The organism is Pseudophaeobacter sp. A-200-2, assembly GCF_041008815.1.
Lineage (GTDB): Bacteria > Pseudomonadota > Alphaproteobacteria > Rhodobacterales > Rhodobacteraceae > Phycobacter > Phycobacter gallaeciensis_A.
In genome coordinates, this window is record NZ_JAXGFU010000001.1 from 397,627 (window position 1) to 420,965 (window position 23,339).

A 23,339-nucleotide genomic window follows, 5' to 3' on the forward strand; every position below is an offset into this window, starting at 1 on the left:
CGCGCGCGCGTTTCCCTATGATGCGCGCAACTGGCCGATTGCGCCTGACCCGGGCGTCGGCTAAACGGCATGCAACGGCATACGAGACGGAGAGAGACAAGATGTCCGATACCCGCACCGAAACAGACAGCTTTGGTCCGCTGGAAGTTCCTTCCGACAAATACTGGGGCGCGCAAACGCAGCGTTCGATCATGAACTTCCCCATTGGCTGGGAAAAACAGCCCGTCGCCATCGTGCGCGCGCTGGGCGTGATCAAGAAAGCCTGCGCCATGGCCAACAAGGCCTCTGGCAAAATGGACGCCAAGATCGCCGATGCGGTGATCCAGGCCGCCGGTGAGGTGATCGAAGGCAAGTTCGACGACAACTTCCCGCTGGTTGTCTGGCAGACCGGCTCCGGCACCCAGTCGAACATGAACTCGAACGAGGTGATCGCCAACCGCGCGATCGAGATCCTCGGCGGCGTCATCGGCTCCAAGGATCCCGTGCACCCCAACGATCACTGCAACATGGGGCAGTCTTCGAACGATACCTTCCCCACCGCGATGCATATCGCCACCGCCATGTCCGTGCGCGACGTGCTGGTGCCGGGCCTGACCAAACTGGCCGAAGGTTTGGAGAAGAAGTCCGAAGAGTTCAAAGACATCATCAAAATCGGCCGCACCCACACCCAGGACGCGACCCCGCTAACACTGGGCCAGGAATTCTCTGGCTACGCGCATCAGATCCGTCAGGGTCTGGCACGGGTCGAGGCTGCGATGCCCGGCATCTACGAGCTGGCACAGGGCGGCACCGCCGTCGGCACCGGGCTCAATACCCAGAACGGCTGGGGCGAGACCGTAGCGGCCAACATGGCCGAGATAACCGGCCTGCCTTTTGTCACAGCACCGAACAAGTTCGAGGCACTGGCCGCGCATGACGCCATGGTGTTCCTGTCCGGCGCCCTCGCGACCATCGCAGGCAGCTGCTACAAGATCGCCAACGACATCCGCTTCCTCGGCTCTGGTCCGCGTTCGGGTCTGGGTGAGCTGATCCTGCCGGAAAACGAACCCGGTTCCTCGATCATGCCCGGCAAGGTGAACCCGACGCAGGCAGAGGCACTGACACAGGTCGCCGCTCACGTCATGGGCAACGACGCCGCGATCAAATTCGCGGGCAGCCAGGGCCATTTCGAACTGAACGTCTACAACCCGATGATGTCCTACAACCTGCTGCAGTCGATCCAGCTGCTGGGTGATGCGGCGGACAGCTTTACCGAGCGGATGCTGATGGGCATTCAGGCGAACGAGCCGCGCATCGAAAAGCTGATGAAAGAGTCGTTGATGCTGGTCACCGCACTGGCGCCGACCATCGGGTATGACAACGCCACCAAGGTCGCCAAGACCGCGCATAAGAACGGCACCACCCTCAAGGAAGAAGCCATCGCGCTCGGCTTTGTGGATGAAGCCACCTTTGACGCTGTGGTGCGCCCCGAAGACATGATCGGGCCCAAGGCCTGATGGCGGAACCGGTCAATCTGAACCGGTTCAGAAAACAAAAAGCGCGGGCCGACAAAAAGGCCCGCGCTGATGCCAACGCTGTGAAATTCGGCCGCAGCAAGGCCGAGAAACAGCTGGACCGCAGTCGGCGTGACAAAAGCGACCGCCAACTTGACGGTCACAAGTCCGAAGAATGAGCAACCGTCCCAAGAAACACTCCCTGACCCTGCGCGGGCACCGCACCTCGGTCTCACTGGAGGATGAATTCTGGACCGCCTTCCGCGCCATAGCCGCCAAGGAAGGACGTGCAATCAACGACTTGGCCGCTGACATTGATGAAGAACGCGGAACAGAATGCGGGCTGGCCTCGGCCATCCGCCTGCACGTTTTGCGCCACTTGCAGGCGCATCAGACCGGGGACTGATCCCGCCGTTCCAGCCGCAGCCAGATCCCATTCTTTGCCCGCACCGTTAGATGTGCAACCGGCACGGGCTCCTTGCCTACCACCGGCGCCACCCGGAAATGGCGCAGCAGCATCGACAGGATCAACGGCCCTTCGACCATAGCAAAGCCAGCACCGGTGCAGACCCGGGGACCAGCCGAGAACGGCATATAGGCTTCGCGTTGACACTTTTTGCCATTCTCGGTTTGCCAGCGCTCCGGATCAAAGCCATCCGGGTTGTCCCACAGCCGTTCGTGGCGATGCAGGTGCCAGGGGCTGAGCACCAGTTGCGACCCTTTCGGCACTTCTCGGTCGCGGAAGCGTTCGGGGCACATCGCCTCGCGTACCATCATCGGCACCGGCGGATAGAGCCGCAGCGCCTCGCGGAACACATCGCGGCTGATCCGCATGCGGGATACCGCGGCGAAACTGTCGTCCTCAAGCGCGGCGGCTTCCTCGGCCACCCTTTCCTGCCACTCCGGATAAATCGCCATCAGATAAAGCGTCCAGGCCAGCGCCGAAGCACTGGTTTCATGCCCGGCCAGAAAGAAGATTGCCACCTGATCGACCATTTCCTCGGTGGAAAAGCGCGCCCCGGTTTCCGGGTCGGCAGTGGTCATGATCTTGGTCGCAAGGTCCTGCGGCGCGGTTCCGGCAGCGATTTCGGCTGCTCGCTCATCCGTCAACTGGGTAATCAGGGCGCGAATGCGCGTAGCATTCTCTCGCGTTCCCTTGCGAAAGAAACGCGGCATCCAGCGCGGCACCGGCACAAAGGCGGCGAGATTCAGGATTGGCTGGCTGCGCTGGTAGTCCCGGAAGCGGGAAAACACCTCGGCGGCAACCTCGTGCTCGATGGGGATTGAAAACAGCGTGCGAAAAATCACATCCGCCGCCACATGCGAAGTGACTGATTCGATCTCCACCTCCCCCTCCTGCCCCTTGAGACGCGCGGCAGCGGCTTCGGCAGCGGCACGCATCGCCGGGAAGGTCTCTTTCAGACGCCCGCCTTCGAATGCCGGGTCGATGATCCGGCGCTGGCGCTTCCAGGTTTCGCCATTGGTCAGGAACACCGAATTCCCCAGCAGCGGCTTCAGCCCCTCGCTGATCCGGTCCGATTTCGGGAAAGCGTCCGGGCGGTCCTTCAGCACTGTTTTCACCAGATCCGGCTGGTTCAGCAGGAAGGACCGGAAGAAAGGCGTGCGGAACTCTGCCATCCATGCCCGGTAAAGCCGCGCGGGCTGCGCCGACAGGATGTCCTTGCGAAACAGCTTCACATAGCGCCAGAGCGATACTTTGTCGGGGCGCGCGGGTGGTTTGGGTGGCAGGGGCGTCATGGCGATGACACCGAAGTATAGCCCGAGGTCGGCGCCTCGATCCGGGATTTCGACGCAGGCCGCTCCTCGTAACGCTCTGCCAGCGAGATGGGGCCTGCGGTGATCTGAAAGTAGTCATAGTCACCGGGCCGGTCAAAGGCGCAGAGATACTGAAAATGCAGCCGGAAGAACCGCCAACGCAGCTCTTTCCAGCGCTCAGGGCTCAGCGTTTGTGTAAAGGCCGCCGAAACGACCAGTGGCCAGCGTTTTTCATCTGGTGCAACGCCGCTGACGCAGACCGGATCGCACAAGGCAAAGGCGCAGCCATCCCCCGGCGCGCTGACATCCACCCAAGAAAGTTCCGGACTGGCCGACAGATACCGCAGATCGCCGCGCAGCCGGTCGGCCTTTGGCAGGAAGGAAACCATCGGCACCACCTGACCAAGGCTGAGAAACCCCAACACCGGGCGCGCCGCGGGCAACCCTTCGCGCAACAGATCCGCAAGCACCGAAACACCAACATGGGCGCCCGATGAGTGGCCAACGACCAAAACCTCATCCACTCTGTTCTCTTCGATGGCGCGGCGGATCAGCTGCCGGAACTCCGCCATGCGCGCCTCCAGCTCGGGCGGGTTGGCCCCGCGCGAGGCTGCGGAATAGGCGTAATCATGCATCAGGTAATAGGCAAAGAGCTTGCCATCGCGCGCCTTGAACCAGCGCAGCAGTGCAATCGCAGTTAAAATCAGCGCCGCAATGAATGCCACCGCGCCGATGACCGCCGCTGTCTGAGGCCCGGCCACGGGGTTGAGTGCCCATTGTGCGAGCCAGTCGATTGCACCGCCGACAACAGCCCCCAACGCCAGCGCCAGCAGCAATTGCAACAGCAGCATGCCCACCGGATAAAGCGCTGCAATCACCGGCCCTTTGCGCAGACGCATCAGGCGGAAAAGCGCGCCGGTCGAAATATAGATCCAGGCGGTGCGCGCCAGTTGCAGATAGGTCGCCGGGATGGAGGCCGCCATGCTGCCCCGCACGATGTCAGACCAGACCAGAACCTCTACATCGGCCGTCACCTCGGTCCCGTCGATCTCGGCCTCTACGTGCCAGCCATAGGGGCCGTCAGCCTGTTTGGGGCGCTGCGAGATCAGGTAGCCGGAGATCGCCGCCTGGGCGGTGCTTTCGCTGCGGTAAAGCTCGCGATAGCGGCGGGGGTGGATGGGATCGTAACCGGGGATGTAAAAAACCTGTCGGCGGCGCACTGTTGCACCGCCGATGGATTGATCGCAGTCCTGCCTTGCCGTTCTGCCCATTCCGGCCTCATTCGATTTCACTCGAGATTAGCGGCGGATCTGGGCAAGAGTAAGACCCCGGCGGCGGCTCTTAGCCAAGTGTTGCAAGCGCGGGGAATGTTTCCAGCAGCCACCAGGAGAAGGTGGAGAACAGACCGGTCACCAGCATGATCCCAACCACCAGCAGCAGGCCGCCCATCACCTTTTCGATGAGCCCCATGTGACGCTTCATCCGGTTCATCAGCGCCATGGAACGGTTAAGGAAAATCGCCGCCAGCAGGAAGGGAACGCCCAGTCCCAGCGCATAGACGCCGAGCAACAGCGTTCCGCGGCTGACCGAGGCCTCAGAGGCCGCCAGCGACAGGATCGCGCCCAGCTGCGGGCCGATGCAGGGCGTCCAGCCAAAGGCAAAGGCGAGACCAAGCACATAGGCCCCGATGGCGGACCCTCCGGATTGCCCCGCTTCCATCCGTGCTTCGCGGTCGAGGATCGGAATGCGGAAGACCGACAGGAAGTGCAGGCCAAAGACGATCACGACAACGCCGGAGACCTTGGCGAACAGCTCCTGATTTTGCAGGACGAAGGCGCCAAAGGCCGAGGCGGTGAACCCCAGCAGCAGGAACACCGTCGACAGCCCCAGCACAAAGAACAGTGCCGAGACGATCACCTTGCGCCGGGCGGTTGCCGTGCCTTGCATCTCTCCGATGGTGACGCCGCTCATATAGGCAAGATAGGGCGGCACGATCGGCAACACACAGGGCGACAGAAAGCTGATAAGACCAGCCGTCAGCGCCACGAACATGGCAGGAATCAGTCCTGCGTCGATGATTTCAATTCCAAACATAGCCTTCATTTAGACCAGCGCAGATCAAAGGTCACTGGTACCTGCGGTCACATCCTTGTGGACAGGCTGTGAGAGGCACCTTATCTGCAGGATATGACTGACGAAAACACCACTCTAGATGCCATCGGGTTGCTTTGCCCCCTGCCCGTTCTGAAGGCCCGCAAACGGCTGAAGGCGCTGGCCCCGGGCGATACTTTGACCATGCTGGCCGATGATCCTGCGGCAATTATCGATGTGCCGCATTTCTGCGCCGAGGCCGGGCATGAGTTCCTTGGCCAAAGCGACGGGACCGGTCACCAGATCTACCGCATCCGAAAAGGCGGCTGAGATCCCTATTTGCATGGGGCGAAAGCCAGGTCCACGCACCTGAACAGGTCAGTTTGTCTCTCTATCGAGACCAAGCGCCGGGGTGTCCTGGCTGAAGGTATTGACCCAGCCTGCATCACTGCGCTGCCAGATGGAACTGACGTACATCACCTCTTCCACCTCCTTACCGCAGCGGCTGTAGAGTGCGCGGTAAGACAGCAGTCCGTGATCCGGCCCCAGCGCCCTGACCTTTGCCTCCGAGATCTCGTAGCGGTCAATCGACGCACCAGCGCTGATCTGCGCCACGTGATCCTCCCGGCCCGCAAAGCCGTCTGGGTAAACCCCCAGAAAATCCGCACTTAGCAAGGCGGCGTCTGCTGCACTATCGCCGGTCTGCAGCGCCTGCCAGACCTGCGTCTCACACTCCAATAGCGCGTTCAGTAGCGCTGTGTCGCTGTGCGGCCGCGTCTTTGCCATGGCGATCCCTCAGTAATGAAAAAGGGGCGGACCCTGCGGCCCGCCCCGATATCAGTCTCAGCTTCCCAGTGACCACCAGCCGCGGCGCTTGGGCTTGGGCGGGGCTTCCGGTTCAGGCGCGGGCGCAGGTTCTGCCGTTGCCACAGCCACCTCGGGCTCCTTGGTTTCCGGTTCTGCTGCCTCAGGGGCCGTAGCTTCCGGCTCAGCGGGTTTCTCGGCCTCTTCAGGCGCAGCGGTCTCCGCCTCGACAGGTGCAGTTTCGGCGGCCGCCTCTTCTGCCACCGGTTCAACCTCAGGCGCGGCCTCCGGCTCAGCAGCAGCAGTTGCCTCGGCGGGTTCTACCGCCTCGGGCTCTTCCGCAGGCGCAGCCTCAGCGGCATCGGGTGCAGCTTCCGCTTCGGCAGCTGCTTCCGCAGGTGCTTCGGCAGCAACAGCTTCTTCTGGCTGCGACGCGGGGTTTTCGGCTTGGTCGGGCTCTGCGGGTTTCTCTTCGGTCACCGCATCTGCAGTCTCGGCCTCTGCAGCCTCTGCCGGTTTATCGGAAGATTTTTTGCGGCTGCGGCTCTGGCTGGTGCGGGTGCGACGGGTGCGTTTGGCAGGCTTCTTCTCTTCCTGCTCAGCACCCTCTTCCGCGCCCTCTGCCTTGGCCTCGGCTGCGTCAGCGGGCTGATCAGACTTGGCGTCCTGCGCCGAACCGTCTTCCGTAGACTTGTCACCCTCCGCAACTCCAGCAGACTGGTCTTTATCATCTTCGGACTGATCGCCGTTGTTCTCGCCATTGTCCTGATCCGAGGATCCGGACTTGCGCCGCCGCCGACGACGACGCTTGCGCTTGGGTTTGTTCTCACCATCGCCTTCGGCCTCAGGCTGAGTCTTGTTGCCCTCGTCGCCAGAGGTTGTCTCCTCTGCTTCCGCAGCCTCACTTTCGTCGGCATCGATCTGATCCATGATCGAAGTATCAACCGAGACCACGGGCGATGCGGCCACCGGAACAGTGCGCGATGCGGTTTTGAACTTCTCCAACTCGAAATCCGGGCTAACCAGATGCGGGTGGCCCTCGATGCGCACGGAGAGACCATAGCGCGCTTCGATCTGCGCAATATGTTCGCGTTTCTGGTTCATCAGATAATTGGCGATGGCCACCGGGCATTTCACCAGAACCTCACGCGAGCGGCGGCGGGTGCCTTCTTCCTCGATCTGACGCAGGATCGACAGGGCCAGCGAGTCATCCGAGCGGATAAGGCCGGTGCCATGGCAATGCGGGCACGGCGCCGTGGTCGCCTCGATCATGCCGGGGCGCAGACGCTGACGCGACATTTCCATCAGACCAAAGCCGGAAATGCGGCCCACCTGAATGCGGGCACGGTCGGTCTTCAGCTTGTCCTTCATACGCTTTTCGACGGCGGCGTTGTTCTTGCGCTCATCCATGTCGATGAAATCGATGACGATGAGCCCCGCAAGGTCACGCAGACGCAACTGGCGCGCCACCTCTTCGGCGGCCTCCAGGTTGGTCTTGAGCGCGGTTTCCTCGATCGAGGCTTCCTTGGTCGCCCGGCCGGAGTTCACGTCGATGGCCACCAGCGCCTCGGTCACGCCGATCACGATATAGCCGCCGGATTTCAGCTGCACCGTCGGGTTGAACATGCCCGCCAGGTAGCTTTCCACCTGGTAGCGCGCGAACAACGGCAGCGTCTCGTTGTAGTTCTTCACGTTCTTGGCGTGGGACGGCATGATCATCTTCATGAAGTCCTTGGCGATGCGGTAGCCGCGCTCGCCCTCTACCAGAACCTCGTCGATCTCGCGGTTGTATAGATCGCGGATCGAGCGTTTGATCAGGTCGCCCTCTTCATAGATCTTGGCCGGCGCGATGGATTTCAGCGTCAGCTCGCGGATCTGTTCCCAGAGGCGCTGCAGGTATTCATAGTCGCGCTTGATCTCGGCCTTGGTCCGTTTGGCACCAGCGGTGCGCACGATGAGACCCGCGCCCTGCGGCACGTCCAGTTCGGTTGCAATATCCTTCAGCTTCTTGCGGTCGGCGGCATTGGTGATCTTGCGGCTGATGCCACCGCCACGGGCGGTGTTGGGCATCAGCACGCAGTAACGGCCTGCCAGCGACAGGTAGGTGGTCAGCGCCGCGCCCTTGTTACCGCGCTCTTCCTTGACGACCTGCACCAGAAGAACCTGACGGACCTTGATGACTTCCTGAATCTTGTAGCGACGCGGACGCGGCTTGCGCGGCGGACGGATGTCCTCGCTGTCATCCTCGTCAGCGACGGATTCGATGGTCTCATCTTTCGAGGTCGCGTCAGACTTCGCGGTGTCTTCTTTGTCGTCCTCGTCCTTGTCGTCAGCTACGTCTTGTTCGGCAGACTCAGCCTTGTCGGCGACATCACCGTTGTCCGCTCCGGCATCCTCGGCTGTCTCAGCATCGGCGGCCGCTTCTTCGGTGCTGGTAGCCTCTGCACCGTTCTGATCGTCGCCATCCGGCTCTTCAACTGGAGTTTCCGCAACGGTCTCCATCGGCGAGGTACCCTCGGGGACCTCGGCAAGCTTGTCATCCGCAGCGCCATCTTCGGCGTCCAGATCAATGGTTTCCATACCCGCGATTTCAGCCTTTTTCGGGCTGTCTTTTTCAGGGGCCTGGGTGGACGCATCATCACCATTGTCCTGCGGCGTGACCTCTTTGGTCTCCACCGCATCACCGGCGTTCGCCTTGGCAGCTTTGGTGCGCGAAGACTTGCGGCTGCGCGAGCGCGAGCCACGGGACGGTTTGCTTTCTTCTTCCTCGTCGCGGGCGCGCATCGCCTCGGCGTAGGCGCGCTCTTCTTCCATCAGCGCCTCACGATCGGCGACGGGGATCTGGTAATAGTCCGGATGGATTTCCGAAAACGCGAGGAACCCGTGGCGGTTTCCACCGTAATCGACAAAGGCCGCCTGAAGCGAAGGTTCGACCCGTGTTACTTTTGCGAGATAAATATTGCCGGCAAGCTGGCGTTTGTTTTCGGATTCAAAGTCGAACTCCTCGACCTTGTTTCCATCAACCACCACGACGCGGGTCTCTTCCGCGTGGGTGGCATCGATAAGCATCTTCTTGGCCATGTTTCCTTGGTGCACCTGCCCAGTGCAAACAAAGCCCCTCCTCTTCCGGGGGGCTGCGCGTGTTTTGGGTGGTGTCTTGTCAGGGCGATTTCAGACTGCGCGCCGCAGGTCAGGGTCCCGAAACATGCGTCCGGCCCTTTGTCCTGTATGCTCTTCGCTCTCGCGCGCGTCATCGCGGTTCTTCTCCGACAGGTGGGATATCCCGAACCCTGCCATGTTATTCCTTCCCGGTCGTGCCGGAAGAGGTGCTAGGCTGCCCCTTCACAAGGGGCAAATCGGTCTGCCTCAGCTTTCTCGGTTCTTTCCGGACAAAAGCATGAGACAGCGAATCTCATAAGGCTGGATGCGAAAGAGGCATCCTTTTCCTGTATTTTCAGCATAAGGCCTGAAACCGGGAAATGACAATGGCCATTCGGCACAGGTATTGCTGAAAGTGTAAACTATTCTTCCTTAGACGGTATTGGTTAACAAATCCCCGAAAAACTGCGGTGTTTTTCCGCAAAAAAGCGACCTGAATGGAAAACGGCGCCGGTGCATCCCGGCGCCGCATCAATGTCGATCAAAGCCAAAACCTGCCTCAGCCAGGTTGCAGTCCAAGCCCGCAGCTGTCAGCTCAGGTATTCTGAGCGCTGCAATCCGTATTTCGCCATCTTCTCATTCAGAGTCCGGCGCGGCAGGCACAGCTCTTCCATCACCGAGGCGATGGAGCCCTTGTGGCGGCGCATGGTGTTGTCGATCAACATGCGTTCAAAGGCTTCGACGTATTCCTTCAGGGGCTTACCTTCGGTGGTCATCACCGGCTGCATTTCCTCGTGATCGGACATCAGCAGGGATGCAATCGTGCCAGATCCGCGCCGGGATTGTAGAACCGCTCGTTCGGCCACATTGATCAGCTGGCGCACGTTGCCCGGCCAGGGGGCCTGCAACAGCTGTGCGGCCTCCTGTGCGGTGACCTGCGGTGCCTCGCAGCCGTATTCTTCAGAGAATTGCTCGCTGAAGCGGGTGAACAGAGTCAGGATATCCTCGCCGCGCTGGCGCAGGGGCGGCACGGTGATCCGCAATGCCGCAAGGCGGTAGAACAGATCCGGTCGCAGCGCGTCCTCGCAGGTCTTGCCCGCCTCCTGTAGGTTCGAAATGGCGATGATACGGGTTTCGCCCGGCATGCCCTGTTCGTTGATCACGCTCAGGAGCTTGGCCTGCAGCGCCTCGCTCAGCGCCTCCACGTCCTCCAGCACCAATGTGCCGCCGCGGGCCTCTTCAATGGCGGGCAACAGGCTGTCCTCGGGCTGCATCGGACCAAACAGACGCTTTGATAGGGCCTCTTCCTCCAGTGCGGCGCAGGAGACCAGAACGAATTTCTTGCCCGCCCGGCTGCCGACGGCATGCAGGGCGTGGGCCACCAGCGTCTTGCCGGTGCCGGTTTCGCCATCGATCAGCACGTGCCCGTCGGCTTGGCCCAGATCCAGAATGTCCTCGCGCAGGCGTTCCATCACGGGGCTCATCCCAATCAGTTTCTTCATAATCTGGCCGCCATCGGACAATTCGCGGCGCAGCGCCCGGTTGTCGAGCGTCAGGCGGCGGGAGTTGGTGGCCCGCTTCGCCAGTTCCGACATCCGGTCCGGATTGAAGGGTTTTTCGAGGAAATCGAAGGCCCCGACGCGCATCGCCTCGACTGCCATGGGCACATCGCCATGACCCGTGATCATGATCACCGGAAGGGCGCTATCGCTGCCCATCAGTTTCTTCAGGAACTGCATTCCGTCCATGCCAGGCATCTTGATGTCGGAGATCACGATCCCCGGGTAATCCGAGCCCAGAACCTTCAGCGCATCCTCGGCACTGGCAAAGGTTTCAGTGTCATAGCCCGACAGGGCCAGCCACTGGCTGATCGACTGGCGCATATCCTGTTCATCATCAACGATCGCGATTTTCATAGCCTGTGCCATGCGCGGCCTCTCCATCTTTAACGCCGCTTATTCAGCGGCTTCGATACCGTCCACAAGGATCGGCAACTGTATTTCAAACACGGCGCCGCCGTTTTGCCCGTTGCGGGCAATCAGCCGCCCCCCGAGGTCGTTCACGATCCCCGAGGAGATGGCAAGCCCCAGTCCGACCCCATCGCCGGGCTGTTTGGTGGTGTAGAAGGGTTCGAACAGATTGTCGAAATCCTTGATCCCGTTGCCATTGTCGCGCACCGACAGGGTTGCTGTCTCGCCTGCGGCCAGCAGGATCTCCACCTCGGGGTCCTCTACAGATTTGGTGGCATCCAGTGCATTGCGCAAGAGGTTGACCATCACCTGCTCCAGCCGCAGCCGGTCGCCCATAACGTAAACCGGCTGATCGGGCAGCATTCGGGTGATCTTGACCTGACGCTGACGCAGCTGCGGTTCCATCATCGACAGGGACGACGCCAGCGCATCGCCCATGTTTACAGGGGCAAAGGCATCGCCTGCCTTGCGGGCGTAAGATTTCAGCTGCCGGGTAATGGCGCCCATGCGTTCGATCAGATCATCAATACGCCCAAAGGAGGCAAGTGCCTCTTCGGGGCGGTTGCGGTTGAGCAGCAGCCGCGCCCCGGCCAGATAGGTTTTCATCGCCGCCAGCGGCTGATTGAGCTCGTGACTAACCGCCGCTGACATCTCCCCCAGCGCCGCGAGTTTCGAGCTTTGCGCCAGGCTTTGTTCGGCCACGGCAAGGGTTTCCTGCACCCGTTCCCGTTCGGCGATTTCCCGCTGCAGCCGTGCGTTCAATACGCGAAGCTCCGCCGACTCGCGCTGGAACAGCGCCATGCGCAGCGCCGTCTTGCGGCTGAGCGCATAGAAGGCCAGCGCCAGCAGAATCGCGAATCCCATGATTTCAAGCGCCAGAACCGCGTTCACCCGCTCGCGGATCGAGGCATAGGTGGTGAAGGAGGTCAGCCGCCAGCCCTGAAACGGCACCCGCGTTTCCAGCCGCATCACCGCCTCGCCTTGCAGATAGGCGTCGGCCGGCAGGACGGTCCAATCCGCGGTTGCCCGGATTGCGCGCTGAATGGCGCCCTCCGGTGTTTGCAGGCGCAGTGCGTCGCGCTCTTCCTTGCCGCGCCAGCGCGCTTCGGTCGCCAGAACGATACGGCCGGTGCTATCGCTGACCATCACCGCGTCTGAAATCCCCGCCCAGGCCCGTTCGAATTTCTGCAGATCGACCTCGATCACGATCACGCCGAGCGTCCCGGTGGTGTCAACAATGCGCCGCGAATAGGTAAAACGATAGCCACCCACCTCGCGTTCAATGACGGAGAACACGGTAGATTTGGCCCGCACCGCATCGACGAAATAGGGCGCGTTGCGGTGGGTTTCGCCCAGACGGTTGCGATTGGTCGCCGCCACGGTACGCCCGTCGCTGGCCAGCAACATGATTGAGGCAGCGCCGATTTCCTCAACAAAAGAAATCAGCCGGTGGGTGGATAGCGAAAAATCCTGACTTTGCAGCGCCGATATCAGCGCCTGGTCACGCGCCAGTAGCTGCGGCACGATGGCATGGCGGCGCAGCTCACTGACCAGGTTTCCGGAGTAAAGCGCAAGGCGCAGTTCGGCCCGGTTGCGGGTACTTTCGGTGAACCGGTGCGTCAGCATTCGGTTGGTCACCCAGACCGTCGTTGCCGCCACCGCCATGAACAGGACCAAGGCCAGCCGCGCCCGCCAGGAGATCGTGCGCGATCTTGCGGCGGACCCGGATTTGGCCACGGGGAGTTCTGTGCGATCAGGCGGGGTGCTCATAGGCTTAACCTATTGCGGCTGCCCGCCTGCCTCAAGTCACGCTGTAGCGACGATCCCGGTCAATGCGCGGAAGACTGCCGTCCCGTCGGTGCCGCCATGACCTTCGTCCGCCGCGCGTTCGGGGTGCGGCATCATGCCCAGAACCCGGCGGTTCTCGGACAGGATCCCGGCAATATCAGCAACCGATCCGTTGGGATTGTCGACATAGGAGAAGGCCACCCGGTCCTGGTCCTTCAGCGCCGCAACAGTGTCGGCGTCTGCATAGTAGTTGCCATCGTGGTGGGCGATCGGGATGCCGATCACGTCCCCTGCCGAATAGCCTTCAGTAAAGACACTGCTCGTGGTCTCGACCTTCAGGTCCACCGTGCGGCAGATGTATTTCAGCCCCGCGTTGCGCAGAAGGGCGCCGGGCAGGATGCCGGTCTCGGTCAGGATCTGGAACCCGTTGCAGACGCCAAGCGCGTAACCGCCCCGGTTGGCGTGTTCCACAACCGCCTGACAGATCGGCGACTGAGCCGCGATTGCACCGCAGCGCAGGTAATCGCCGTAGGAGAACCCGCCCGGCACGCCAACGATGTCGACACCTTCGGGCAGCGTGCTGTCCTTGTGCCAGACCATGGAGACATCAAATCCGGCCTGTTCAAAGGCCACGGCAAGATCCCTGTCGCAGTTGGATCCGGGGAAAACGACAACGGCAGCACGCATCAGGGGTTCCTTCCTAGCTTGCGAAATCGGTAATGACCGTCCCAACGCGAAGGCGCCGGGCGGTCAAAAGCGGCCAGATCGCGCTGGCCTTTAAAAGAGAGGTGGCGCGGGTCAGCACTCTGCCAGACGCAGCCGACGGTTCCGGCAGGAAAACCAGCCCCAGTGGCTGGCGAAAGCCGATAAGCCGCGCCGCCCGCATCGGTCAGGCCAGCTCGATCTCGTAGGATTCGATCACGGTATTGGCGAGCAGCTTCTCGCACATGTCCCGCACATCCGCCTCGGTGGCGTCGTCGCTCAGCTCCAGATCGATGACCTTGCCCTGACGGACGCCTTCGACCTTGTCAAAGCCCAGAGCGCCAAGCGCGTGGCGGACCGCCTCGCCCTGGGGGTCCAGAACTCCGTTCTTCAGCATCACATGCACCCGTGCCTTCATCGCGTCTTTCCTCAGCTTTCGGTCACAAAGCCCGCCAGGGGCCTCTTGTTGTCAGATCTATGCGCGGCCCTGTCGCTGTCAGAGGACCACATCCCCTGTCCCGGACAGGCCAGTCGGGTCGGTCAGTTGACCAGAGTCGGCTTTCCCGCTGCAGGCGGGTTGTTCGGCATCACGCCCAGACGGCGTGCCACTTCGGTATAGGCGTCGGTCAGGCTACCCAGATCGCGGCGGAACACGTCCTTGTCCAGCTTCTGGCCGGTTTCGATGTCCCACAGGCGGCAGCTGTCCGGGCTGATCTCATCAGCGACAACCAGACGCTGGAAATCACCGTCATAGACCCGGCCGATCTCGATCTTGAAGTCGACGAGGCGAATACCCACAGCCAGCATCACGCCGGACAGGAAATCGTTGACCCGCAACGCCAGGCTCAGGATATCGTCCATGTCCTGCTGGCTGGCCCAGCCGAAGGCGGCGATATGTTCCTCTGTAACCAGCGGGTCACCCAGCGCGTCGTCCTTGTAGCAATACTCGACGATGGGGCGTGGCAATTGCGTGCCCTCGTCGATACCCAGACGTTTGGACATGCTGCCGGCCGCGTAGTTGCGCACGATCACCTCAAGCGGGATGATCTCGCAGCTGCGCACCAGCTGTTCGCGCATGTTGAGCCGCTTCAGGAAGTGCGTCGGCACGCCGATCTGGCCCAGCCCCTGCATGAAGAATTCGCTCAAGAGGTTGTTCAGAACCCCCTTGCCCTCGATCACGTCACGCTTTTCGGCGTTGAACGCGGTGGCATCGTCCTTGAAGTACTGCACGATGGTTCCGGGCTCGGGACCTTCATACAATGTCTTGGCTTTGCCTTCGTAGATCTTCTTGCGACGTGCCATGAGGAACCTTTCGGGGGTCAGGGGCGGGAATCCGTCCCGGTTTCTTGCCGCTCTCTTAGTGCAAGCGACATTGCGCCGCAAGCGCGGCGCGCGGTCACAGGCTTGCTGTGAAGGGATATTTGGTTCCGCAGGCCGCTCTTGGCGCTATTGCAGTGCGCCCGGGGCAGGCGCATAGTCATTTCATGCCATAGTGCGGAACAGGAGGAAATGATGAGTACTTTTGACAGTCGCGAGCAGGCTTTCGAGGCCAAATTTGCCCATGATGAGGAAATGCAGTTCAAAGCGCAGGCCCGCTGCAACAAGCTGCTCGGTCTCTGGGCGGCCGAAATGCTGGGAAAGTCCGGCGATGCAGCAGAGGCCTATGCCAAAACGGTGGTTACCGCCGATTTTCAGGAACCGGGGCACGAGGACGTTATCCGCAAGCTGGCGGAGGATCTGACTGGCCGGGTGAGCGCCGATGACATCCGCGAGAAGATGACCGACACGCTGGCCCTTGCCAAGGAACAGATTCTGTCCGAAATCAGCTGAGGCATGCATCTCCCGCCCAACTTGGTCGGGAGGGGCATTAACTGAAATCATCGATATTAACTGAAGAAGAACGCCTTCTTTGGTATTCTCCTGCGCGAACCGCTGGTGCGGCGATTACGCAGGGATGCTGATGACAATCCACACTCTCCCTCTTTCCGGTGCAGGCCGCGGCCGCCTCTGGACTAGCCTGAAGGACGGTTTTAGCGCCGGTTTCCGGTGGGCCGCGCCTGTGGCCATGACGGTCCTGTGTCTCTGGGCCTTCGAGGCAAAACTTGGCCTTCCCTCCCTTGCCGAACTTGGTCACACACTAGCCGCCTTGCCCGCATGGGGCTGGCTGGGGGCCTCTATCGCCACTGCAATCAGTTTCTGGGCTTTGGGACGCTACGACTCCGTGGCACACCGCCATCTGCAAACCGGCCTTGATGGCGCCGCGGCCCGCCGCGCCGGAATGGCCGCCATCGCGTTCTCACAGACAGCTGGCTTTGGGCTCATCACCGGCACCTATGCCCGCTGGCGCCTGCTGCCGGGTCTTACCGCGCTGCAGGCCGCCAAGATCACTGCCCTTGTCGGGTTCACCTTCATAGCCACGCTGGCCGCTATCGCCGGGGTTGCCCTCGTGCTCTTCCCGCCAATACAGGGGTTTGGCTGGATTGGCGGGCTGTTGCTGGCCGGTTTCATCTGTGCGGTTGCGGCCAGCTTCTGGTTTCCGTCCCTCAGGATCGGCAAGCTCAGACTGCGCTGGCCTTCACTGATTGCCCTGACGGCGCTGATGGGCTGGACCCTGATCGATGTGGTGGCGGCGGGAACTGCTCTTTGGATGCTGCTGCCGGATACAGTCCAGATTACCTGGTCAACGCTGGTGCCTGTCTATCTGATCGCCCTTGGCGCTGCGATCCTGTCTTCGGCCCCCGGTGGCGCCGGTCCGCTGGAGCTGACGGTCTGCGCCCTGCTGCCAGGCGCGGATACCGGCGCCCTCCTCGGCGCCCTCGTCGCCTTTCGCCTTGTATACTATGTGCTGCCTGCCGCGCTGGCTTGCGGCATGCTGTTCCTGCCGGGTATGGGCCGCGCGAAATCCAGCGCCCCGACCGATGCTGACCTGTTGGGCGCCCGTCGCACCCCTGCCGCAGATCTGCCCGCAAGCCGCGCCTGCGCCGAAACGGCAATCATCCGGCAGAACGGAGGCCACGTGCAGGCCCTGGGTTTCAACCAGCTTGCGGTGCTTGACAGCCCGCAATGCACGGTAGCCTTCTTTGATCCCCTGTCGGGCCACACGCCCGAGGTCTTTGCCCCGCTTGCCGCTTATGCCCGGCAGCGGAATGGCTCTGCCTGTTTCTACAAATGCGGCGCCCGCACCGGGACGCTGGCCCGCAATGCCGGATGGAAGATCCTACGCATCGCGCAAGAGGCCGTGGTCCGGCCCACCACCTTCAGCGACAGCGGCTCCTCCCACCGGCAGCTACGCCGCAAGCTCCGCCATGCGGAAAAGGCGGGCCTCAAGGTCATGCAGGCCCCCGCCACGCTGCCGATCGACCAGATGGACGCCATCGACGCCGCCTGGCAGTCCACGCATGGACACGCCCACGGCACCACCATGGGCCGGTTCGAACCGGGATATCTGGCCGAGCAGCGCGTGTTCCTTGCCTGGAAGGACGGACGGCTTGAGGGATTTGTCAGCCTGCACGCCACGCCCGGAGAGTGGTGCCTGGACCTGATCCGCATCGTGCCTGACGCGCCGGATGGCACAGGCCACGCGCTGGTGCGCACCGCGATTGCTGCCGCCGCGCTGGAAAACGTGCCGCGCCTGTCGCTGGCGGCAGTGCCCGACCACCGCTGGGCCAAGCATACCGATCCGGGACTGCGCCGGTTCAAATCCTGTTTCGCGCCGCGCTGGGAAGCACGCTATCTGGCGTCGCCCAGCTGGCCGCAGATGGCTGTCTCCCTGATTGAGCTTCTGCGTCTTGTGCACCGCCCGGGTCCCGTGCAGCCAGTCCTGCAGACCAGTAGCGATGACGCAGGCCAGACTTCGGACACAGAGAATGATCTCCTCGACCGCCATCCGGCTCATAATGAACTTGAGCAAAATGAAATTGCCCTGCGCGCCGCGCCGTGACAGGAGGGGCCACTCCGCACTGGCCCGCCAGTGCGCCCCAGTGCCAACCCTTTGACGGGACCGATCAGCGATGACCAACACCTTTATTCAGCTCCTGCAAGACAAAGACGTGCTGCTGGCCGACGGCGCCACGGGCACCAACCTGTTCAACATGGGCCTGCAATCGGGCGATGCGCCCGAGCTGTGGAACACTGACGAGCCGAAAAAGATCATGGCGCTTTATCAGGGTTCGGTCGATGCGGGCAGTGATCTGTTCCTGACCAACAGCTTTGGCGGCACGGCTGCCCGCCTGAAACTGCACGACGCCCAGGGCCGCGTGCGCGAGCTGAACCGCGCCGCTGCGGAACTGGGTCGCGAGGTCGCCGACAAGGCCGGGCGCAAGATCGCCGTCGCGGGCTCGGTCGGCCCCACCGGTGAAATCATGCAGCCGGTCGGGGAACTGTCGCACGCGCTGGCGGTGGAAATGTTCCACGAACAGGCCGAAGCCCTGAAAGAAGGCGGCGTCGACGTGCTCTGGCTGGAAACCATTTCGGCCCCTGAAGAATTCCGCGCCGCGGCCGAGGCGTTCAAACTCGCGGATATGCCCTGGTGCGGCACCATGAGCTTTGACACCGCCGGGCGCACCATGATGGGCGTCACCTCCGAAGCGCTGGCGCAGCTGGTCGAGGAATTCGACAATCCGCCGCTCGCCTTTGGCGCCAATTGCGGCACCGGCGCCTCAGACATCCTGCGCACCGTGCTCGGCTTTTCGGCGCAGGGCACCGAGCGGCCGATCATCTCCAAGGGCAACGCCGGCATTCCGAAATATGTCGATGGCCACATCCATTATGACGGCACGCCCGAGCTGATGGGCGAATACGCGGTGATGGCGCGCGATTGCGGCGCCAAGATCATCGGCGGCTGCTGTGGTACCATGCCCGAGCATCTGCGCCACATGCGCGCCGCGCTGGACAGCCGCCCGCGCGGTGACCGCCCCACACTGGAGCAGATCGTCGAAGTGCTTGGCCCCTTCTCCTCGGCCAGCGATGGCACCGGTGAAGATGCCGCTGCTGCCGGTGAGCGCCGCACCCGCCGGGGTCGCCGCCGCGGCTAAGCTTCCCCCTCCTTATTCTATGAAACGGCAGTCCAATCCCGGGCTGCCGTTTTTCGTTTCGCCGATTGCCCCCCTGTTCAGCGGGTTCCGTGCCCCGCAGGCGCCTAAAGCCCATCCGCCACCATGGCTCGAACCTTCACTGCCTTTTCGAAATGATCCAGCTGATGCGTCTCGATCCACCAGGTAGCCGCCTCCATCAACAGAGCGGGATCATCATTGCGATTGGCGAAAAAGGCATAAAAGGACAGGCCGACACCGGCCCCCTTCTGAGCAATTTTACGGTCGCAGACCGTAAGGATCTTCTGACGCAGCTCGGCGCGCATAGCTCACTCCCATTCCCACATTCCAGTGCCCAAACCGGCCCGGTCAAAACAGCGCCAGCTGATCCCCGGCCTGCGCCGGGCGCGCAAAGAGATCGCAGCGCTGCGGTTCAGACCTCTCGGTCAGGCCCAGACGCTTGCAGGCGGCGCGAAACCGGCGCCCGATCATTCCAGCATATTCACCAGTGCCCCGCATCCGCTCACCCCAGCGCGGATCATGTTCCCGCCCGCCATGCATCTCCCGCAGGCGGGCCATAACCTTGGCCGCCCGGCCCGGCGCGTGCAAGGACAGCCACTCCTGCCAGAGTTCGGACACTTCGCGCGGCAGGCGCAGCATGATCCAGCTGGCAGCATCGGCGCCCGCCTCGGCCCCGGCAGCAAGCAGCGCCTCAATCTCGTGATCGGTCAATCCCGGCACGATGGGCGACGTCATGACCCGCACCGGGATCCCCGCCTCCGACAGGCGGCGGATCGTGGCCAGCCGCCGGGCGGGTGATGGCGCCCGTGGCTCCATCCGGCGGGATAGGTCCGGATCCAGCGTCGTGACCGAAATGCCAACCCGTACCAGCCCAAGCGCGGCCATCTCTGACAGAATGTCGATATCCCGCTCGACCAGCGCTCCCTTGGTGACGATGGCCACGGGGTGCCGGAAATCCCGCAGCACCTTCAGGCAGCTGCGGGTGATCTCCAGATCCCGCTCACAGGGTTGGTAGGGATCGGTGTTGGTGCCGATGGCGATCGGCGCCACCTTGTATCGCTTCGCGCAGAGCTCTTTGCGCAGCAGCTCGGCGGCATTGGGCCGCGCGATCAGCTGGGTTTCAAAATCCAGCCCCGGTGACAGGCCCAGATAGGCATGCGTGGGCCGCGCAAAACAATAGATACAGCCATGTTCGCAGCCCCGATACGGATTGATAGAGCGATCGAAGGGAAGATCCGGCGAGCGGTTGTAGCTGATGATGGATTTCGCCGTTTCCTGCCGGATTTCGGTGGGAATCACCTCCGGCGGCGCCTCTTGCTCCCAGCCGTCATCGACCGCGATTCTCGGCAGATCGAACCGGCCTGTCGCATTGCTGACACTGGCGCGCCCTTTGCGGCGCATGTGGGGTTGGTCGCTTTCGATACTCATGCGCCAAGGATGACAGAGCGACAAGAACAAATAAAGAACAAACAAGCAAACGCGAAGATTTCCTTGCGAAATCTTCATTATCATTCGGCATCTTTTCCGCCTATAGGTCGGTTCGGATAAAGGCAGTGTCGCAAATAATGCAGTTTCGCTGCGTCATTCTGGCCCATTAGTCGGTGAATAAGGCCAAGCCGGGGATACCCCGCCAGTCAAGGAACAAGCCCATGTCGGAAGAAGAAGACGAAATCATCCTGGCGGAACTGGATGACGAGGAACTCGTTCAGCAGATGTTCGACGACCTCTACGATGGAATGAAAGAAGAGATCGAAGAAGGTGTGAATATCCTTCTGGAACGCGGCTGGGCGCCCTACAAGATCCTGACCGAAGCGCTGGTCGGCGGCATGACCATCGTTGGCGCCGACTTCCGCGATGGCATCCTGTTCGTGCCCGAAGTGCTGCTGGCCGCAAACGCGATGAAGGGCGGCATGTCCATCCTGAAGCCGCTGCTGGCAGAAACCGGCGCGCCGCGCATGGGGTCGATGGTGATCGGAACGGTCAAGGGCGACATCCACGACATCGGCAAGAACCTTGTGTCGATGATGATGGAAGGCGCAGGCTTTGAAGTGGTGGATCTGGGCATCAACAACCCGGTTGAAAACTACCTGGAAGCTCTGGAAGAGCATCAGCCCGACATCCTCGGCATGTCGGCTCTGCTGACCACCACCATGCCCTATATGAAAGTGGTCATCGACACGATGGTCGAACAGGGCAAGCGGGACGATTACATCGTTCTGGTTGGCGGCGCCCCGCTGAACGAAGAGTTCGGCAAGGCCATCGGCGCAGACGCCTATTGCCGCGATGCGGCTGTTGCGGTGGAAACCGCCAAGGACTTCGTCGCGCGCAAGCACAACCAGATGAGCGCCTGATTTGGCACGCAAAGGACGCGCAGCCCGCCTGAATGAGCGGGCTGCCTTCCGCCCCCCGACCGGGCGCAGTCTCGATACCGCCTCCCTTGCGGAACAGGGGCTGGCTGCACCGGAGAAAAAGACCGGGCGCATCCTGCTGATCGGATGTGGCGCCCTGGCCCGGGAAATCCTTGATATCAAGGAAAAGAACGGTCTGGATCACATGGATCTGACCTGCCTGCCCGCGAAACTGCATATCTATCCCGACAAGATCACCGAAGCCGTCGAGGAGGCGGTGCTGAAACACCAGCAGGTCTACGACCAGATCTATGTGGTCTATGCCGATTGCGGCACCGGCGGCACGCTGGAACAGCGCTGCGCCGAACTGGGCGTGGAAATGGTGCCCGGCCCGCATTGCTATGCTTTCTTCGAAGGCAACGAGACCTTTGCCCAAAAGGCAGACGAAGGCGAAATTACTGCCTTCTACCTCACCGATTTTCTGGTCAAGCAGTTCGATGCTTTTGTCTGGCGTCCCATGGGGCTGGATAAACATCCCGAACTGCGCGACATGGTCTTCGGCAATTACACCAAGCTGGTCTATCAGTCGCAGGTGAGTGCCCCCGCACTTGTCGAAAAGGCCCGCGCCTGCGCTGATCGCATGGGGCTGGAATTCGAACACCGCCACACGGGCTATGGCGATCTGGAAACCGCGATCCGGCGCTGGGGCGCTAGGGACACGCAGGACTGACCTACGCGCCCCCGATTTGGTCCCTCTCGCTCAGGCGCTTTGCAACGCACCGAGCTCCGCCACCGCCTTGTCCTCGAAAGTCGCCAGCGCCGAACCATCCAAGGCATCGCCAACCCGTTTGACCCAGGCCTTGATCGCAGGACTGTCCGGCATCAGATGGGGCGCCCATTGAAAGGGCGAAGCCAGAAGGATGTCTGCAATACCAATGTCCTCTCCCAACAGGAACGGCCGATCCTTCAAGCCCGCCTCCAGTGCGGTGCAAACCTCTGCCATCCCACGAAAATTCCCGGTGATCGCCGGATGGTCAATGCCGGAGAAGGCGGACACGATGACGGGTTCCATGACGCCGCCATAATAGCTCATCCAGCTTAGGAAGCTCCCACGCATAGGGGTGCCGATCTTCGGGCTTAGCGGCTGACCGAAGAGCTCATTGAGATACATCATGATCGCGGCGCTTTCGCGGACCTCTTGCCCGTCATCGGTGATCAGATAGGGCACCTTGCCTTCGGGATGGGCATTGCGCGGGTCGTGACGCCCGGTGCCATCACCGCGTGCGACATCTACGATGACGACATCGACCGCGTCCAGCTTGCCGATCAGCATGAGCTGGGCAATCACGCGAGAGGAGCGGCTGTGGGGGGAATGATAGAGAGTGGGCATATCCATGACCTTCGTGTTGATGGGGTGCTGATGACGCAGCTATGCCGTTACCCTCTTGCCAATTTCTGTCAGGATGTTTCCGGGTACAATCTCCCCCATGGCCAAAAGCGACCGACTGTTCCGACTACTGCATCTGATCCGGGGTCTGCGCCCGCCGGTGACGGCTGCGCGGCTTGCTGCTGCAATGGAGGTGTCCGAGCGCACGATCTATCGCGACATCGACAGCCTGCGCGCAGCCGGGGCCCGGATCGAAGGCGAGGCAGGTCTCGGCTACACCATGACCGAGGACCCTGCCCTGCCACCGCAGACCTTTAGCCAGATCGAACTGGAGGCCCTGATGCTGGGGCTTGCGGATGTGAACCAGCGGGGCGATGCGGATCTGGCGCTGGCGGCAAATGATGCATTGGTCAAGATTCTGGCCACCCTGCCCGAACGCCAGCAACGGCAGGCGATGCATGCGGTCAATCTGGTACACCGGTTCAATGCGCCGCCGCAGGCGACGATCGACATGACCCTTCTGCGCGAGGCGATGTGGGCCGAGGAGGCGCTGGATATTGGCTATCGCGATCTGCAGGACGCGCGCACGCAGCGGCGGATCTATCCGCTGGCCCTGTCGTACAATGATCGCACTGTGATGCTGCTCGCCTGGTGTTGCAAACGGCGGGATTTCCGTTTCTTTCACGTCACCCGCATCGAAGGCTACGAGCAAACCGGCGAAAGCTTTCGCCCGCGCAGGGTTGCCCTGCTCAGGGAGTTTATCGAACAGCTAAAGGCGCGCTGTGAACCATCCCAGACAGGGTCACCTTCATAGGCGCAGATCAGGGGAG

At 61.9% G+C, this 23,339-nt stretch carries 23 protein-coding genes; 10 read left to right on the top strand and 13 right to left on the bottom strand.

Going from position 1 to position 23,339, the window contains the following annotated elements:
* Positions 1-101 precede the first annotated feature (101 nt).
* Genes fumC through SM766_RS01810 form a run of 3 tightly spaced genes read left to right on the top strand, consistent with a single transcriptional unit; the run spans position 102 to position 1,899 of the window.
* A complete protein-coding gene (fumC, locus tag SM766_RS01800) occupies positions 102-1,496 on the top strand; it encodes a class II fumarate hydratase (RefSeq protein ID WP_274827975.1) in 1,395 nt (464 codons plus the stop codon).
* On the top strand, positions 1,496-1,672 hold the full coding sequence (locus tag SM766_RS01805) for a DUF4169 family protein (protein ID WP_347509858.1): 177 nt from the start codon (positions 1,496-1,498) through the stop codon (positions 1,670-1,672). Before fumC ends, SM766_RS01805 begins: the two co-directional genes overlap by 1 nt.
* The gene (locus SM766_RS01810; RefSeq protein ID WP_274827974.1) at positions 1,669-1,899 is read left to right on the top strand and encodes a ribbon-helix-helix domain-containing protein; all 231 of its coding nucleotides are present in this window, start codon (positions 1,669-1,671) and stop codon (positions 1,897-1,899) included. Before SM766_RS01805 ends, SM766_RS01810 begins: the two co-directional genes overlap by 4 nt.
* On the opposite strand, the gene SM766_RS01815 is transcribed toward SM766_RS01810, so the two are convergent.
* The 3 genes from SM766_RS01815 to SM766_RS01825 all read right to left on the bottom strand — a co-directional run bounded on the left by SM766_RS01815 (position 1,884) and on the right by SM766_RS01825 (position 5,363).
* Positions 1,884-3,251 carry a cytochrome P450 gene (locus SM766_RS01815; protein ID WP_368946697.1) on the bottom strand — a complete coding sequence of 456 codons (1,368 nt, stop codon included), beginning with the start codon at positions 3,249-3,251 and terminating at the stop codon, positions 1,884-1,886. The two genes, SM766_RS01810 and SM766_RS01815, sit on opposite strands and share 16 nt — an antisense overlap.
* The gene (locus SM766_RS01820) at positions 3,248-4,540 is read right to left on the bottom strand and encodes a hypothetical protein (RefSeq protein ID WP_368946698.1); all 1,293 of its coding nucleotides are present in this window, start codon (positions 4,538-4,540) and stop codon (positions 3,248-3,250) included. The genes SM766_RS01815 and SM766_RS01820 overlap by 4 nt, the downstream gene beginning before the upstream one ends.
* Positions 4,541-4,610: 70 nt before the next feature.
* Positions 4,611-5,363, bottom strand: a complete 753-nt coding sequence (locus tag SM766_RS01825; protein WP_065273390.1) for a cytochrome c biogenesis CcdA family protein — start codon at positions 5,361-5,363, stop codon at positions 4,611-4,613.
* Between the two features lie 93 nt (positions 5,364-5,456).
* Here SM766_RS01825 and SM766_RS01830 point away from each other — a divergent pair, with 93 nt between their 5' ends.
* Entirely contained in the window at positions 5,457-5,690 is a 234-nt protein-coding gene (locus SM766_RS01830; protein WP_274827971.1) for a sulfurtransferase TusA family protein, read from the top strand.
* Between the two features lie 48 nt (positions 5,691-5,738).
* Here SM766_RS01830 and SM766_RS01835 read toward each other — a convergent pair whose 3' ends face one another.
* From SM766_RS01835 to purC, 7 genes are all read right to left on the bottom strand, one after another.
* On the bottom strand, positions 5,739-6,146 hold the full coding sequence (locus SM766_RS01835; RefSeq protein ID WP_368946699.1) for a DUF4440 domain-containing protein: 408 nt from the start codon (positions 6,144-6,146) through the stop codon (positions 5,739-5,741).
* 57 nt (positions 6,147-6,203) lie between these two features.
* On the bottom strand, positions 6,204-9,245 hold the full coding sequence (locus SM766_RS01840; protein WP_368946700.1) for an Rne/Rng family ribonuclease: 3,042 nt from the start codon (positions 9,243-9,245) through the stop codon (positions 6,204-6,206).
* Between the two features lie 608 nt (positions 9,246-9,853).
* The gene (locus SM766_RS01845; RefSeq protein ID WP_065273386.1) at positions 9,854-11,191 is read right to left on the bottom strand and encodes a sigma-54-dependent transcriptional regulator; all 1,338 of its coding nucleotides are present in this window, start codon (positions 11,189-11,191) and stop codon (positions 9,854-9,856) included.
* A gap of 27 nt (positions 11,192-11,218) precedes the next feature.
* Entirely contained in the window at positions 11,219-13,003 is a 1,785-nt protein-coding gene (locus SM766_RS01850) for an ATP-binding protein (RefSeq protein WP_065273385.1), read from the bottom strand.
* Positions 13,004-13,039: 36 nt separating this feature from the next.
* Positions 13,040-13,708, bottom strand: coding sequence for a phosphoribosylformylglycinamidine synthase subunit PurQ (gene purQ / locus SM766_RS01855; protein WP_368946701.1), 669 nt, complete (start codon positions 13,706-13,708; stop codon positions 13,040-13,042).
* 202 nt (positions 13,709-13,910) lie between these two features.
* Positions 13,911-14,141 carry a phosphoribosylformylglycinamidine synthase subunit PurS gene (gene purS, locus SM766_RS01860; RefSeq protein ID WP_368946702.1) on the bottom strand — a complete coding sequence of 77 codons (231 nt, stop codon included), beginning with the start codon at positions 14,139-14,141 and terminating at the stop codon, positions 13,911-13,913.
* 122 nt (positions 14,142-14,263) lie between these two features.
* A complete protein-coding gene (gene purC, locus SM766_RS01865; RefSeq protein WP_065273381.1) occupies positions 14,264-15,025 on the bottom strand; it encodes a phosphoribosylaminoimidazolesuccinocarboxamide synthase in 762 nt (253 codons plus the stop codon).
* 210 nt (positions 15,026-15,235) lie between these two features.
* Here purC and SM766_RS01870 point away from each other — a divergent pair, with 210 nt between their 5' ends.
* The 3 genes from SM766_RS01870 to bmt all read left to right on the top strand — a co-directional run bounded on the left by SM766_RS01870 (position 15,236) and on the right by bmt (position 18,756).
* Positions 15,236-15,553 (top strand): DUF1476 domain-containing protein, encoded by a 318-nt coding sequence (locus SM766_RS01870; RefSeq protein ID WP_274833887.1) that lies wholly within the window; start codon positions 15,236-15,238, stop codon positions 15,551-15,553.
* Between the two features lie 235 nt (positions 15,554-15,788).
* A complete protein-coding gene (locus tag SM766_RS01875; protein ID WP_368946703.1) occupies positions 15,789-17,663 on the top strand; it encodes a phosphatidylglycerol lysyltransferase domain-containing protein in 1,875 nt (624 codons plus the stop codon).
* Positions 17,664-17,733: 70 nt separating this feature from the next.
* Complete coding sequence (gene bmt / locus SM766_RS01880) at positions 17,734-18,756, top strand: betaine--homocysteine S-methyltransferase (RefSeq protein ID WP_065273380.1); 1,023 nt, start codon at positions 17,734-17,736, stop codon at positions 18,754-18,756.
* Between the two features lie 104 nt (positions 18,757-18,860).
* Here bmt and SM766_RS01885 read toward each other — a convergent pair whose 3' ends face one another.
* Together SM766_RS01885 and SM766_RS01890 are read right to left on the bottom strand one after the other, a co-directional pair.
* The gene (locus SM766_RS01885; RefSeq protein ID WP_065273379.1) at positions 18,861-19,079 is read right to left on the bottom strand and encodes a DUF6500 family protein; all 219 of its coding nucleotides are present in this window, start codon (positions 19,077-19,079) and stop codon (positions 18,861-18,863) included.
* A 43-nt stretch (positions 19,080-19,122) separates the two neighbouring features.
* A complete protein-coding gene (locus SM766_RS01890) occupies positions 19,123-20,202 on the bottom strand; it encodes a PA0069 family radical SAM protein (RefSeq protein ID WP_368946704.1) in 1,080 nt (359 codons plus the stop codon).
* A 221-nt stretch (positions 20,203-20,423) separates the two neighbouring features.
* Here SM766_RS01890 and SM766_RS01895 point away from each other — a divergent pair, with 221 nt between their 5' ends.
* Both SM766_RS01895 and SM766_RS01900 read left to right on the top strand, forming a co-directional pair.
* On the top strand, positions 20,424-21,125 hold the full coding sequence (locus SM766_RS01895) for a corrinoid protein (protein ID WP_065273377.1): 702 nt from the start codon (positions 20,424-20,426) through the stop codon (positions 21,123-21,125).
* Between the two features lies 1 nt (position 21,126).
* Positions 21,127-21,852, top strand: coding sequence for a DUF1638 domain-containing protein (locus SM766_RS01900; protein ID WP_368946705.1), 726 nt, complete (start codon positions 21,127-21,129; stop codon positions 21,850-21,852).
* A gap of 30 nt (positions 21,853-21,882) precedes the next feature.
* Here the strand turns inward: SM766_RS01900 and SM766_RS01905 are convergent, their stop codons facing one another.
* Entirely contained in the window at positions 21,883-22,512 is a 630-nt protein-coding gene (locus tag SM766_RS01905) for a glutathione S-transferase family protein (RefSeq protein ID WP_368946706.1), read from the bottom strand.
* Positions 22,513-22,609: 97 nt separating this feature from the next.
* Here SM766_RS01905 and SM766_RS01910 point away from each other — a divergent pair, with 97 nt between their 5' ends.
* Entirely contained in the window at positions 22,610-23,323 is a 714-nt protein-coding gene (locus tag SM766_RS01910) for a helix-turn-helix transcriptional regulator (RefSeq protein WP_368946707.1), read from the top strand.
* The last annotated feature ends 16 nt before the right edge of the window (positions 23,324-23,339 follow it).